We start from the raw sequence: 13,992 nt of genomic DNA, 5'->3' as shown, positions 1-13,992 counted from the left end.
TGCAGGTTCGCGCACCTCGCAATGGCCAATTGTGCGCCGTCATTCTGCGAAAATGCAGATATGGACGTTGCTCGACGGCCCAGCGCCGATGACCTGCTGGTGTTGCTCGCCGTCGGTCGGTCCGGCCGTTACACCACCGCAGCCGACGAACTCGGCATCAACCACACGACCATCTCGCGGCGCATCGCCGCGCTCGAGCAGGCAATCGGCGGGCGCGTGCTGACGCGCGGCGCCGGGGGCTGGGAACTCACCGAACTCGGACGTGCGGCGCTGTCGGCCGCCGAAGCCGTCGAGTCTGCGGTGGACTCGCTGTCCACCGGTGGCCTTCGTCAGCTCGAGGGCGTCGTGCGGATCTCGGCGACCGACGGGTTCAGCGCATACATCGCCGCGCCGGCGGCCGCCCGGGTGCAGCGGCGCCACCCCCTGATCGCCGTCGAGATCGTGGCCGCCACCAGACGCGCGTCGCAGCAGCGCTCCAGCCTCGACCTTGAGATCGTCGTCGGGGCACCCCAGGTGCGTCGCGCCGAAGCGATCCGCCTCGGCGACTACTGCCTCGGCCTCTACGGCGCTCGCGATTACCTAGATGAGCACGGCACGCCGGGGAGCGTCGACGACCTCGCCCGGTTCCCGCTGGTCTATTTCATCGACTCGATGCTCCAGGTCGACGACCTCGACATCGCCACGAGCTTCGCGCCGGCCATGCGGGAGTCGGTGACATCGACGAATGTGTTCGTCCACGTCGAAGCGACCCGTGCCGCCGCGGGTCTCGGTCTGCTGCCGTGTTTCATGGCCGACCGGCACGCAGATCTGGTCCGGGTGCTGCCGGATACCGTTGCAGTGCAGCTCAGTTACTGGCTCGTGGCCAGGGCCGAGACGCTGCGCCGCCCCGTCGTCGCGGCCGTCGTCGACGCGATCCGCGACCGCATGGCGGATCAGCATGACGTCCTCCTGGGCGTCGGCTGACAGGTCGCGCAGGCATGATCGGGACATGCCGGACCCGCTTTCCATCTATACGAACCGTCGTCGTGCCGATTCCTTCGGAGCTGCCGCCGACGACTACGACCGTTATCGCCCCCGCTATCCCAGGTCTCTCATTACGAGCCTGGTGACCGGCGACCGCACGTCGGCACTCGACGTCGGAGCGGGCACGGGTATCGCATCCGAACAGCTGAGGGCGGCCGGCGCAGAAGTCCTTGCGGTCGAACCCGATCCGCGGATGGCGCAGGTCGCAGTGGTCAAAGGCGTGACCGTCGAGCAGGCGACCTTCGAGGATTGGGACCCGCGCGGAAGACACTTCGATCTCGTGGTGTTCGCGTCGTCATTCCATTGGGTGGAACCACGGCGCGCCCTTCACAAGGTCGCGACGCTGCTGAGGCCAGGTGGGCACCTGGCGCTGATGTGGAATCGGGTCACGCCGATGACGCCGAGCCGCGCCGATCTCGATGAGGTGTACGCAGGGTTTCTCGATCCAGCCGAGCGGCCCGCCGTGGACGCCGACCGTACGCCCGAGGTCACCGCACTCATCGAAGAGTGCGGGTTCGCTGTGGAACTGCGGCGCATCGTCGAGCACCTGCACTATGACGCCACCGAGTGGGTGAACATGGTGGGTACGTACTCCAACGTCCTCACCTTGCCGGCGCACGACCGCGTCCAACTACGGGATCGGTTGGAGCAGCGGATCGGCTCGGCCGGTGTCGATGCCGAGAACGACGCCATCGCGGTTGTCTGCACACCGCGTTGAGGATCGATCAGACTGTTGTCATGCCTTTCATCGAGCACGAACGCGGACGGGCTTACTACCGGCACTGGGCGGCCGCCGAACCGCGAGCCGCGGTGATCTTCCTGCACGGGTTCGGTGAACACACCGGCGTGTACCACCGCTACGGCTTCACTCTGAACGCGGCGGGCATCGACTTGTGGGCGGTCGACCAGTTCGGCCACGGGCTGAGCCCCGGCAGGCGCGGGGATTTCGGCACGATCGAGGACAGCTCCTCGCTGGCCGACTCGCTCACCGAACTCGCGGCAGTAGAACACCCGGGATTGCCGTTGATCGCACAGGGGCATTCATTCGGTTCGGTCGTCACGCTGTTTCGGCTGTTGGGTGAGCCCGACAAATACCGCGCCGGAGTCATATCCGGCGCGCCGCTCGTCCCGATTCCGGAAATGCTCGACGCGGACACGTCTTTCGAGCTACATCCGACCGCGCTGTCGAGTGATCCGTTCTATCTGGATTCCTTGGAGAACGATCCGCTTGCGTTCGTCGACGCTGACGGCGCACCGCTGACCCGCGAGCTGGACCGCGGCTGGGACCGGTTCGGCACTGAGTTGCCGAAACTGACGGTACCGACGCTGGCCGTGCACGGTTCGGCCGATGTCATCGCACCGGCCGGCGCCGTCCGCGCGTATGCCGAGCAGATAGAGCCGTTGCAGTTCAAGGAGTTTCACGGCTACCGCCACGACATCCTCAACGAGTCGGTGCACCGTGAGGTCGCCGCCGCGATCATCGACTTCATCGACACGCAGATCGGTCAGCGCGACGCTTCATAACCAGCGGTCAGCCACCGCATGGTGCGATCGAGGCTGGGCAGGATGTCGGTCACCTCGATCTCGCCCGCGGCGAAGCGCCCGGTCAAGCCGAACACGAGACTCGACAGGATCGTGTCGAGGTCGGCGATGAACACGTCTTCGACGCCGGTCAGAATCTCCATCGCGGCAGGCACCACGGCGTCGAGACCACGCCGCACCAGACGTTCGCCACCCGGCGCGGACCGCGACCTGAAATACGCCATCAGCATGCCGGGATGCTTCTCCCAGGGTTCGAAGATGGTGCGAAACATGCGCATCATGCCGTCATACAGCGATTCGTCGGCCGGATGCGGCTGGCCGGCCAGGCCCGAGTAGCGGTTCTTCTCCATCCAGCTGTCCAGCGCAGCAAGGATCAGTTCGTCACGGGTCGAATAGCGCTTGTAGATCGTGGCGAGCGAGGTCTTGGACCGGCGTGCGACCTCACGCAACTGCACGGCGTCATAGCCGTCGGATTCGAGGATCTCCACGACGATGTCGAGGATCCGGTCGCGCTCATTGGCCACTTCGAGAACACCCTTGCCGTCGGTAGATAACCCCGTTACCGTACCGTAGTAACTCAGTTACTGACATTCCCGGTGCGCAACGAAGCGAGGATCAATGGGGCAATTGGACGGCAAGGTCGCTTTCATCACCGGGGTGGCCCGCGGCCAGGGCCGCAGCCATGCAATCCGGCTGGCCGGCGAGGGTGCCGCGATCATCGGCGTGGACATCTGCGCTGACATCGCGTCGAACGGCTACCCGATGGCCAAACGCGCCGAACTCGACGAGACGGTCGCCCTTGTCGAGGCGGCGGGCGGCAAGATGGTCGGCTCGGTCGCCGACGTCCGTGACTTCCACCAACTGAAAGCCGCGCTCGATGCCGGGGTCGAGCAGTTCGGCGGCCTGGACATCGTGTGCGCGAACGCCGGGATCGCGACGATGGCGTTCCGCGAGCTCACGATCGAAGAAGACCTCGAGATGTGGACCGACGTGCTCGACGTCAATCTGGTCGGGTCATTCCACACCGCCAAGGCAGCGATCCCCCATCTGATCGCCGGCGGCCGCGGCGGCGCGATCGTGTTCACGAGTTCCACCGCCGGCCTGCGCGGTTTCGGCGGCCTGCAAGGCGGTGGCCTGGGCTACGCCGCATCCAAACACGGCATCGTCGGATTGATGCGCACACTCGCCAATGCGCTTGCTCCTCATAGCATTCGGGTAAACACCGTGCATCCGACCGCGGTCAACACCATGATGGCGGTCAACCCGGCCATGACGGCGTTCTTGGAGAACTATCCCGACGGCGGCCCACATCTACAGAACCCGATGCCGGTCTCACTGCTGGAACCGGAGGACATCAGCGCCGCGATCGCCTACCTGGTCTCCGATGCCGCCAAGTACGTCACCGGGGTGACATTCCCCGTCGACGCCGGATTCTGCAACAAACTATGACGGGCCGGGTAGCGGGCAAGCGCGTGCTGATCACCGGCGCAGCACGCGGTATGGGCCGCAGTCACGCCGTCCGCCTCGCCGAAGAAGGCGCCGACCTGATCCTGGTCGACATCTGCCGATCCCTCAACGAGATCGAGTACCCGCTCTCATCGCGCGAGGATCTCGACGAAACCGCACGGCTCGTCGAAAAGCAGGGCCGCCAAGCTGTTACGCACGTGGTCGACGTGCGCGACGGGGCGGCACTGGCTGCCGCCGTCGACGACGGTGTCGCACGACTCGGCGGGCTGGACGCCGCGGTGGCCAACGCCGGGGTGCTGACCGCAGGGACCTGGGACACCACCACCGCCGAGCAGTGGCGAACGGTGGTTGATGTCAACCTGATCGGGACCTGGAACACATGCGCGGCGGCGCTGCCCCATCTCATCGAGGGTGGCGGCAGCCTCGTCAACATCAGCTCGGCCGCGGGCATCAAGGGCACACCGCTACACACGCCCTACACGGCATCCAAGCACGGCGTGGTCGGAATGAGCCGCGCACTCGCCAACGAGCTTGCCGCCCAGCATGTCCGGGTCAACACCGTCCATCCGACCGGTGTCGAGACCGGTATGCGTCCCGCCTCGCTACACACACTGATCGCCGAACAGCGACCCGATCTCGCGCCCGTGTTCGGAAACGCGATACCCATCGTGATGGCCGAGGCGATCGACATCAGCAATGCGGTGCTGTTCCTGGTATCCGACGAATCGCGCTATGTCACCGGGCTGGAATTCAAAGTCGATGCGGGCGTGACGATCCGATGACGAGACCAGGCGCGGCGAGCGACCTCGGAGTGGGAAAAGTGATCTTCGAGCACATCTATCCGGCGACCGGAAAGCCGAACGGGACCGTGACCCTCGCCGGTGCCGCCGAGATCGACCGAGCCGTCGAAGCTGCCCGTGCCGCACAACGTGAGTGGATCTCGATGACTGTCGACCGGCGGCGCGACCTGATGATCGACCTCGCCGACATCGTGCACGACCACCTCGACGAGCTCGCGCGGCTCAACGTGTTCGATTACGGAGTACCGATCTCGTTCGCGGGCACCGCGTTACTGCTCGAGCGGTTCTTACGCCATTTCGCCGGATACGCCGACAAACCGCACGGCGTCAGCACCCCGGTCAACGGATCGTTCGACGTCAACCTCATCGAGCGCGAACCGTACGGCATCATCGGCGTGATCACCCCGTGGAACGGCGCACTCGCGGTCGCGGCATCCTGTGTCGCGCCGGCGCTCGCGGCAGGCAACGCCGTAATCCTCAAACCGTCCGAGCTCGCGCCGTTCGCCGCACTGCGGTTCGGCGAGTTGTGCGACCGGGCCGGGTTGCCCACGGGCCTGGTCAGCGTCGCGCCTGCCGATGCCGAGGGCGGCGACGCCCTGGTACGGCATCCCGGCATCGGCAAGATCGCCTTCACAGGCGGCGGCGCGACCGCGCGCAAGGTCTTGGCCGCCGCCGCCGCGAACCTGACTCCGGTGGTCACCGAACTCGGCGGCAAATCGGCCAACATCATCTTCGACGACGCCGACCTCGACCTGGCGGCGACGCTGTCCGCACACCAGGGCCCGCTCATGCAGTCCGGCCAAAGCTGCGCGTGCGCGAGCCGAATCCTGGTGCAGGAAGCGGTATACGACGCGTTCGTGGACAAGTTCGTAGGCGTGGTCGCGGGCGCCAGAGTCGGCGACCCGATGGACCCCGCGACCACCTTCGGACCGGTGATCAGCCAAGCCGCGGCGGACCGAATCCTCGACACCATCGAAACGGCGGTTTCGAATGGGACCGGCCAATTGCTGTTGGGCGGCAACCGGATCGGCGGTGATCTCGCCGACGGCTACTACATCGAGCCGACGGTGTTCGGCGGGGTGGACAACGCTTCGACGCTCGCTCAGGAGGAGACGTTCGGCCCCGTGGTCTCGGTGATGCGGTTTCGCGATGAGCAGGAAGCCGTGCAGATCGCCAACACCACCCGCTACGGCCTCAACGCTTTCGTGCAGACGACCGATCTGGGCCGGGCGCACCGCGTTGCTCGCAGGCTCGAAGCGGGTTCGGTGTGGATCAACCAGTTCAGTGATATCTCGCCGCAGGGCCCGTACGGCGGGTACAAGCAGAGCGGCTCTGGCCGAACGGGCGGCGTCGAGGGGCTCAACGAGTTCCGTCAGGTGAAGAACATCAGGATCGCCATGCGTTGATTCACCCGCTCCGGTTGACGTGAGCTAGGCAACACCACACAATTACCGTCATGCTCGGTCAAAAACCCACACCGGCGGTCACGCGTGCTGCCGGTTGAGCGGCATGAGGCCATCGTCGAGGCGGTTGGCACAGCACAGGCCATCAGCACTGATGAACTGGTCCGCCGCCTTGGGGTGTCGGCAGAAACCGTGCGTCGCGACCTGGCACTTCTCGAAGAGCGCGGCGCACTCAGGCGCGTCCACGGCGGCGCCGCGGCGGTCGCCGAGCGGCTCGTGATCGAGCCTTCGTATACCGAGCGCACGATCATCCGGCACCAGGCCAAGGCGCAGATCGCCCGCGTTGCCGCGGGCTTGCTCAAGAACGGGCAGACCGTCGTCATCGACATCGGGACGACGGCCGTCGCGGTCGCACAGGCCATTCCTCGTTCCTTCACCGGCACCGTCATCACTCCGTCTTTGCCGGCTGCGGTCGAGCTCGCCGATCGGCCGGGTGTCACAGTGCTGGTAGCTGGCGGCCGCGTGCGCGCAGGCGATCTGGCCTGCTCAAATGCCCACACCAAGGCCTTATTCGCCGACGTCTACGCAGACATCGCACTGCTCGGGTCCGGTGGCGTCGCGGCGCACACCGGCCTCACCGATTTCCATCTGGACGAGATAGACGTGCGCCGCACGATCATCGCCAACAGCGCGCGCAGCTACATCCTGGCCGACTCGTCGAAGCTTGGTCAGGTGGCGCCCTACCGCGTGTGCGCGTTCAGCGACGTGGATGGGTTGATCACCGACCAGAACTCCGACCCGGCCGTTGCAGCGGCCATCGAAGAGACGGGAGGTGTGGTGCTCTCGGCGCGCCCGAGCGCCTGATACGGGTGCGGGCGGCGTTGCAGCGCCGCCCGCGGACCGAGCTGCTTTCCCGAAACAGTCAATTCCAGTCAGAAAGCCCGATCGATGACACATTCTTCCACACCATCCGGGTCCGAAAGCGTGGCCGCATACGGCTACACAGACACCCTCGAACGCGCGACCGGACGGTTCGCGTCGTTTGCGGTGGCGTTCGCCTTCGTCTCCATTGCCACCGGAATATTCACCACCTACGGCAGCGTGCTGAACACTTCCGGCCCGCTGGGCATCTGGACCTGGCCCATCGTGATCGTCGGCCAGCTCGCCGTGGCGTTGCTGCTCGGATCGCTGGCCGCCCGCATCCCCGTGACCGGTTACGCCTACCAATGGGTGTCGCGGCTGGCCAATCCGATCCTCGGTTGGATCACCGGCTGGGTCTCGTTCACATTCCTCGCAATCGTCGTGGTCGCGGTCGACTACACCGTGGCCTCGACCGTGGTGCCCGCGCTGTTCGACTTCACCGGCACGCCGGCAACCGGCTTCTTGATCACCGCCGGGGTGTTGGTGCTGCAGGCGCTGCTCGTCGGGCTTTCCACCAAATGGACCGAACGGGTCAACAACTTCGCGGTGACCGCGGAACTGATCGGCATGATCGCGCTCGTGGTGCTGTTGTTCGTCGTTGGCGTGATCGCTCATAAACTCTCGGTCGGAAACCTGTTCTCGCGGGGCGACGTCCCCGCAGAAGGGTACTGGGACCTCGGCACCGCGACCTCGGCCGGCCCCTGGATGCTCGGTTTCCTGCTCGGAGCCTTCACGATCGTCGGATTCGAATCCGCCGCGAACCTCGCCGAGGAAACGAAGCGGCCTGAAATCGTTGTGCCGCGCGCTATGTGGCAGGCTGTGCTCGCCTCGGGCGTGCTGGGTTTCCTGTTCCTGCTCGTCGTGACGGCCGCGGTGAACGACCCCACCGCGCTGGCGCAGTCGGGCACCCCGATCGCCGACGTGATCCGCGACATCCTCGGCTCGTTCGTCGGTACCGCGCTGCTGATCCTGGTGGCCATCGCGATCTTCGCGTGCGGGCTGGTGATCCTCATGAGCGGAGTGCGGCTGGTCTGGGCCATGTCACGCGACCGACGCTTCCCGGGATGGCAAGTGCTGCACAAGGTCTCGCCACGCTTCGGCACCCCACTCAATGCGACGGTTGTCATGACGGTCATCTCGGCCGTGATCCTCGGCCTCTTCTCGACCAGCACCGATGCCTTGTTCAAGCTGTTCTCGGCGGCCACCCTGCTGCCCGCCATCATCTACGCCATCACCGTCGTGCTCTACATCGCCACGCGACGCCGGCTGCCCGCCAGCAGCGGATTCAGCCTGGGCCGCTGGGAGCTACCGGTCCTCGTCGTGGCGGTGGCCTGGTTGGTGTTCGAGTTGTCGCTGTTCCGCGACGCCTCGTTCCGGGATCCTTGGCTGTATGCGGCGGTCATGGTCGCCATCGGCGCGGTCTACCTCACCTATCTGCTGCTCACCCGTGGGCGGGACGGGTTGAAGATGCCCCAAATGTCCTCGATCGACGCCGAACTCGACCACGCAGCCGACCGTGCCGAGGATGCCGTGCGATGACGGTACTCGCCATCGACCAGGGCACCTCGGGCACCAAAGCCATCGTGGTCGACCCCGTGGATGGCATCGTCGGCGTCGCCGAACGGCCCGTATATCCGCGTTATGTCGACGGCGGCGGCGTCGAGCAGGACCCCGCAGAACTGCTGGAGTCCGTGCTTGGCGCCGGCCGCGCCGCGCTGGCCCAGGCCGATCGTCCGGTCGAGGCGGTGTCACTGGCCAATCAAGGCGAGACGGTGCTCGCATGGGAACCAGACACGGGCCGTCCGCTCACCGCGGCGATCGTGTGGCAGGACCGCCGCGCCGAGAAGCTGTGCGCGAGCCTAAGCCAGCACAGCGAGATGCTCTCGGCCAAGACAGGTTTGGTACTCGACCCGTACTTCTCGGCGCCAAAGATGGCGTGGCTGCGGGCCAACCTCGAAAGTGCTGGGGTGGTCACGACCTCGGATACCTGGCTGCTGCACCAACTCACCGGAGAGTTTGTCACCGACGCGACCACCGCCAGCCGTTCCCTAGTCGCCGAACTCGGGGAACGCACCTGGAGCCCCGAGCTTCTGGCAGTATTCGGTCTCGGTTACGAGCGCCTGCCCCGGATCGTCGACAATGACGAGGTCATCGGTACCACAACGGTTTTCGACGGCGAGATTCCAGTCGGCGGGGTGGTAGTCGATCAACAGGCCGCACTGCTCGCCGAGGCGTGTTTCGAGCCGGGCATGGCCAAATGCACCTTCGGGACGGGGGCATTCCTGCTGAGTAACACCGGTGACACGCCGGTGCGGTCGACGTCCGGCCTCACCTCCTCGGTGGCTTGGCGCGTCGGTGACGCGGATTCGTACTGCATCGACGGTCAGGTCTACACCGCCGCCTCCGCGGTGAAGTGGCTCAGCTCAATGGGAATCGTCGCCGGAGCATCGGAGATCGACGTCGTCGCCGCGCCGGACAACGCCGGCGTACTGTGCGTCCCCGCGCTGGCCGGGCTGGCCGCGCCCTGGTGGAAGTCCCAAGCCACCGCGACGATCTCGGGCATGACGCTGTCCACCGAGCGCGGACACATCGTCCTGGCGGTGCTGCAAGGCATCGCGGCCCAGGTCGCCGAATTGATCTCGGCGATCGATGCCGACGCGCCACCGCTGCACCGGCTGCGCGTCGACGGCGGACTCACGCAATCCAAGGTGCTGATGCAGGCATGTGCCGACATCCTGCAACTGCCCGTGGACGTCTACCCATCGCCGCACGCGACCGCGCTCGGCGCGGCTGCGTTGGCCCGGCTGAGCCTGCAACCCGACCAGTCGGTACGCGATGTCGTCGCCGACTGGATCCCGTCGGCGACCTATGAACCGCATTGGCGCCCCGACCGCGCCGGCGAATTCCGCTCGGCCTGGCGCGAACTGGCTGCAACGACCTACGACCAGGAGATTTGATGAACACCGACTACGACGCTGTGGTCATCGGCGCAGGCATTGTCGGATCAGCGATCGCGCGTGAACTGTCCGGGCACGAGCTGTCGGTCGCGTTGCTGGAGGCCCGCGATGACGTGGGGGACGGCACCAGTAAGGCCAACACCGCCATCCTGCACACCGGGTTCGACGCCAAACCGGGGACGCTCGAATCGAAGATGGTCAGCCGCGGCTCCGAACTGCTGTCCGAGTACGCCAAGCACACCGGAATTCCGATCGAGCACACCGGCGCGATCCTGGTGGCCTGGGACGACGAGCAACTCGATGCCCTACCCGGCCTCAAGGACAAGGCCGAGGCGAACGGTTACCACCGGTGCGAGATCGTCGGCGCCGACGCGGTTTACGCGGTCCTGCCCCATCTCGGTCCCGGTGCACTCGGCGGGCTGACCGTGCCCGACGAATCGATCATCTGCACATGGACGGTCAACCTCGCGTTGGCCACCGACGCGGTCAACCGCGGGGCCGCGCTGCTGCGCGGCCACCGCGTGCAACGCATGGAACGCCACAGTCAGGGCACCACCCTGCACACGACGGGCGGAGAAGTGCGCACCCGCTGGGTCGTCAACGCTGCCGGACTCGGCGCCGACTACATCGACGGACTGTTCGGCTACACGCGGTTCACCGTTACCCCACGCCGGGGTGAGCTCATCGTCTACGACAAGCTGGCTCGGCCTCTGGTGGACAAGATCGTGCTGCCGGTACCCACGTCACGCGGTAAAGGGGTTCTCGTCAGCCCGACCATCTACGGCAACGTCATGCTGGGCCCCACCTCAGAGGATCTCACCGACCGTACGGCCACCGGTACGTCGGAGAGCGGGTTCGAGTTCCTGTTGGAGAAGGGCCGCAAGCTCATGCCGAAGTTGCTCGACGAGGAGGTCACTGCCACATACGCGGGGTTGCGGGCCGCGATCGACCACGGCGACTATCTGATCGAAGCCGATCCGGCACAGAACTACCTGCTGGTCGGCGGGATTCGCTCGACCGGCCTGACCGCGGGCATGGCCATCGCGGAATACGCACGCGATCAGCTGGTTTCGGCCGGGCTCACCCTCACGCCACGCACTCGGCTACCCGAACCACCCAGCATGCCCAATCTTGGGGAGGCGTTCCCCAGGCCGTACCAGCAAGCCGAGATGATCACGGCCGACCCGGCTTACGGCCGCATCGTGTGCTTCTGCGAGCGCGTCACCGAGGGAGAGTTGCGTGACGCGTGCCAGTCCGTCATACCACCGGCAACTCTCGACGGCCTACGGCGGCGTACCCGGGTCATGAACGGCCGCTGCCAGGCATTCTTCTGCGGAGCCGAAGTCCAGTCGGTATTCGAGCGCGAGCAGGTGACTGCCCGATGACCACGTACGACGTCGCCATCGTCGGAGGCGGGCCTGCCGGTCTGACCGCTGCCGCCAACCTCGGACCGTCGCTGAATGTGGTTGTGCTCGAAAGAGAGATCGCCGCGGGCGGTATCCCGCGCCACAGCGATCATCCCGGGTATGGGATGCGCGATATGAAGACCTTCATCAGCGGTCCGGCCTATGCCAGCCGACTGGTACACAATGCAGTCGCCGCCGGGGCGACGATCCGCACCAGCGCCATGGTCACCGGCTGGGCAGGCCCGAGATCATTGGAGATCACCTCTCCACAGGGCCGCGAACGCGTGCATGCCCGGGCCGTCATCCTCGCCACCGGTGCACGGGAACGCCCCCGCCCGGCCCGCATGGTCCCCGGCGACCGACCGTCGGGCGTCTACACCACCGGCCACCTGCAGAACACCGTCCACCTGCGGCATCGCAAGGTCGGCAGCCGCGCCGTGGTCGTCGGTGCCGAGTTGGTCAGCTACTCGGCCGTACTGACCCTCAAGCATGCGGGGTGCCGCACGGTTCTCATGACGACGGAACAGCCGTCACCCGAGTCGTACGCGGTGTTCAACATCGCCGGGCGCAGCCCGCTGCTCGGTGTGGATGTCGCGACCCGCGCCCGCGTGACCCGCATCATCGGCAAGCCGACCGTACAGGGCGTGGAGGTCGAACACATCGCAACCGGTCAGCGCCGAGTGATCGACTGCGACACCGTCGTTTTCACGGGCGACTGGATCCCGGACCACGAGCTGGCGCGGTCAGCCGGGCTCGACATGGACCCGTGCACGCTCGGCCCCGTGGTCGACACCGCACTACGCACCAGCCGCGACGGAGTGTTCGCCATCGGTAACCTGCTGCACCCCGTCGATACCGCAGACATCGCGGCCCTCGACGGGCGGCACGTCGCCGCGCAGGTGCACCGCTACCTTGCGGGAGCGCAGTCGCCCACGGAATCCGTCCGCGTCGAAGCCGCACCGCCGCTGCGCTGGGTCGCGCCGAATCTCCTCCGACCCGGGGATCCGGCGCCTGCGCGCCACCGCCTGCTGCTGTGGACCGATACCCTGGTTCGGGTACCGCGAGTCGTCGCACGGCAAGATGGCAGGGTCGTCGGGCGAAAGACGCTGCCGTGGCCGGCCTCCCCGGGGCGGGTATTCCGCGTGCCGTCGAGCATCCTCGACGGCGCCGATCGGTACGGTGGCCCGATCACCCTGTCACTGCGGTAAATTCGATGTGGAGTTCGGTCAGGCCGCGCAGTAGGAACGTAGGCTCGTATGCGTAGTGACGTTTGCCCGCCGGTCCATGTGCGTCCTCACTGATCGTGATGTCGCGCATGCGGTCCAACAGGCGATGCACGGTGATCACCCCTTCCACACGTGCGAGTGGCGCGCCGGCACACGTGTGGATGCCGCGCCCGAACGCGATGTGTTCGCGCACATTCGGGCGTCCGATGTCGAACTCGTTCGGCTCGGGGAACTTTCGCGGATCGCGGTTGGCGGCGCCGAGGCACAGCATCAGGACCGTGCCGGCCTTGATATGCACGCCGCCGAGCGTCGTGGTCTTGCGCGCGAGCCGGAAGTCGACCTTGGTGGGGCTCTGCGTCCGCAGCGCCTCTTCGATGAACGCCGGTATCAGCTCAGGCTTGTCGCGTAGCAGCTGTTGATACTCGGGGCGATCGCCCAGCGTCTGGACCGCTGCGCTGAGCAGCTTGGTGACGGTTTCCTGGCCCGCCGCGAACAGGAACGTGGCCGGGCGCACGACCTCGAGCAGTTCGGGGGTCGATCCATCGGGGTACGTCGCCGAGGCCATCCCACCGAGGACGTCGTTTCTGGGCTCGCGCCGCCGCTCGGCGATGTAACCGCTGAACTTGTCGTCCAGATACTGAAGTGGGTTGAGTCCCACCGGCTCCCCGTCAAGCGCACCTACCCGGTTTCCTGCGGGCTTCTCCGCGCCGAGCGCGCGGCGGAACTCCGCGCGGTCCTCCTCCGGGACGCCGAGCAGATCGGTGATCGCCAGGGTCGCAAAAGGCTTGGCGTACTCGCTGAGGAACTCACACCTGCCGTTGGCGATGAACTCGTCGAGCTGGCGATCGGCCAGCTGCCACATGTAGTCCTCGTTCTCTTTGAGCCGGCGCGGCGTCAGCAGCCTGCTCAGCAGAGACCGCGCCCGCTCGTGTTCGGGCGGATCCATGACGACCATGTGTTCGAAGATCGGGAACTCGTGACGATGCGCCTCGATCTGCGCGGTGATGTCATCGCCCTCGGGCTCGAACGGCAGCGGCGGGAACGGTCCACCGATCGCGTTGACCGCGGAGAACGAATCGGTGTCCTTGAACGCCGCCATGACCTCCTGATAGCCGGTTACGGCGACGACGCCGTGGTGCGGCTCGGCGAAAACCGGCCCCTGGCTTCGCAGGTAGTCGAAGTACTCGTACGGGTCCTGTGTGATCGCCGGGTCGGAGAAGTAATCCACAGACGCCAGATCGGTCATG

Annotated in this window: 13 protein-coding genes; 11 read left to right on the top strand and 2 right to left on the bottom strand. The window is 66.3% G+C overall.

Going from position 1 to position 13,992, the window contains the following annotated elements:
* The first annotated feature begins 21 nt into the window (after positions 1-21).
* Genes AWC31_RS05790 through AWC31_RS05780 form a run of 3 tightly spaced genes read left to right on the top strand, consistent with a single transcriptional unit; the run spans position 22 to position 2,547 of the window.
* The gene (locus tag AWC31_RS05790) at positions 22-963 is read left to right on the top strand and encodes a LysR family transcriptional regulator (protein WP_085143368.1); all 942 of its coding nucleotides are present in this window, start codon (positions 22-24) and stop codon (positions 961-963) included.
* A gap of 43 nt (positions 964-1,006) precedes the next feature.
* Complete coding sequence (locus tag AWC31_RS05785; protein WP_085143448.1) at positions 1,007-1,741, top strand: class I SAM-dependent methyltransferase; 735 nt, start codon at positions 1,007-1,009, stop codon at positions 1,739-1,741.
* Positions 1,742-1,761: 20 nt separating this feature from the next.
* Positions 1,762-2,547 (top strand): alpha/beta fold hydrolase, encoded by a 786-nt coding sequence (locus tag AWC31_RS05780; RefSeq protein WP_085143367.1) that lies wholly within the window; start codon positions 1,762-1,764, stop codon positions 2,545-2,547.
* Here the strand turns inward: AWC31_RS05780 and AWC31_RS05775 are convergent.
* On the bottom strand, positions 2,529-3,089 hold the full coding sequence (locus tag AWC31_RS05775; protein ID WP_085143366.1) for a TetR/AcrR family transcriptional regulator: 561 nt from the start codon (positions 3,087-3,089) through the stop codon (positions 2,529-2,531). The two genes, AWC31_RS05780 and AWC31_RS05775, sit on opposite strands and share 19 nt — an antisense overlap.
* 94 nt (positions 3,090-3,183) lie before the next feature.
* Here AWC31_RS05775 and AWC31_RS05770 point away from each other — a divergent pair, with 94 nt between their 5' ends.
* The 8 genes from AWC31_RS05770 (at position 3,184) to AWC31_RS05735 (ending at position 12,727) form a co-directional block, all read left to right on the top strand.
* Positions 3,184-4,014 carry a mycofactocin-coupled SDR family oxidoreductase gene (locus AWC31_RS05770; protein ID WP_067850527.1) on the top strand — a complete coding sequence of 277 codons (831 nt, stop codon included), beginning with the start codon at positions 3,184-3,186 and terminating at the stop codon, positions 4,012-4,014.
* On the top strand, positions 4,011-4,814 hold the full coding sequence (locus tag AWC31_RS05765; protein WP_085143365.1) for a mycofactocin-coupled SDR family oxidoreductase: 804 nt from the start codon (positions 4,011-4,013) through the stop codon (positions 4,812-4,814). The genes AWC31_RS05770 and AWC31_RS05765 overlap by 4 nt, the downstream gene beginning before the upstream one ends.
* On the top strand, positions 4,811-6,238 hold the full coding sequence (locus tag AWC31_RS05760; RefSeq protein WP_085143364.1) for an aldehyde dehydrogenase family protein: 1,428 nt from the start codon (positions 4,811-4,813) through the stop codon (positions 6,236-6,238). Before AWC31_RS05765 ends, AWC31_RS05760 begins: the two co-directional genes overlap by 4 nt.
* A gap of 84 nt (positions 6,239-6,322) precedes the next feature.
* Positions 6,323-7,099 carry a DeoR/GlpR family DNA-binding transcription regulator gene (locus AWC31_RS05755; RefSeq protein ID WP_085143363.1) on the top strand — a complete coding sequence of 259 codons (777 nt, stop codon included), beginning with the start codon at positions 6,323-6,325 and terminating at the stop codon, positions 7,097-7,099.
* 84 nt (positions 7,100-7,183) lie between these two features.
* Positions 7,184-8,695, top strand: a complete 1,512-nt coding sequence (locus tag AWC31_RS05750; RefSeq protein ID WP_085143362.1) for an amino acid permease — start codon at positions 7,184-7,186, stop codon at positions 8,693-8,695.
* Positions 8,692-10,113 carry an FGGY family carbohydrate kinase gene (locus tag AWC31_RS05745; RefSeq protein WP_085143361.1) on the top strand — a complete coding sequence of 474 codons (1,422 nt, stop codon included), beginning with the start codon at positions 8,692-8,694 and terminating at the stop codon, positions 10,111-10,113. The genes AWC31_RS05750 and AWC31_RS05745 overlap by 4 nt, the downstream gene beginning before the upstream one ends.
* Positions 10,113-11,498, top strand: a complete 1,386-nt coding sequence (locus tag AWC31_RS05740; RefSeq protein WP_085143360.1) for an NAD(P)/FAD-dependent oxidoreductase — start codon at positions 10,113-10,115, stop codon at positions 11,496-11,498. Before AWC31_RS05745 ends, AWC31_RS05740 begins: the two co-directional genes overlap by 1 nt.
* Positions 11,495-12,727, top strand: a complete 1,233-nt coding sequence (locus AWC31_RS05735) for an NAD(P)/FAD-dependent oxidoreductase (RefSeq protein WP_085143359.1) — start codon at positions 11,495-11,497, stop codon at positions 12,725-12,727. Before AWC31_RS05740 ends, AWC31_RS05735 begins: the two co-directional genes overlap by 4 nt.
* Here the strand turns inward: AWC31_RS05735 and AWC31_RS05730 are convergent.
* Entirely contained in the window at positions 12,708-13,991 is a 1,284-nt protein-coding gene (locus tag AWC31_RS05730; protein WP_085143358.1) for a cytochrome P450, read from the bottom strand. The two genes, AWC31_RS05735 and AWC31_RS05730, sit on opposite strands and share 20 nt — an antisense overlap.
* Position 13,992: the final 1 nt, after the last annotated feature.

The sequence above is a fragment of the Mycolicibacterium wolinskyi genome (assembly GCF_002101965.1).
GTDB classification, from domain to species: Bacteria; Actinomycetota; Actinomycetes; order Mycobacteriales; family Mycobacteriaceae; genus Mycobacterium; species Mycobacterium wolinskyi.
The sequence above is the reverse complement of the archived record's forward strand: the minus strand, read 5'-3'. Positions and strand labels throughout refer to the sequence as shown.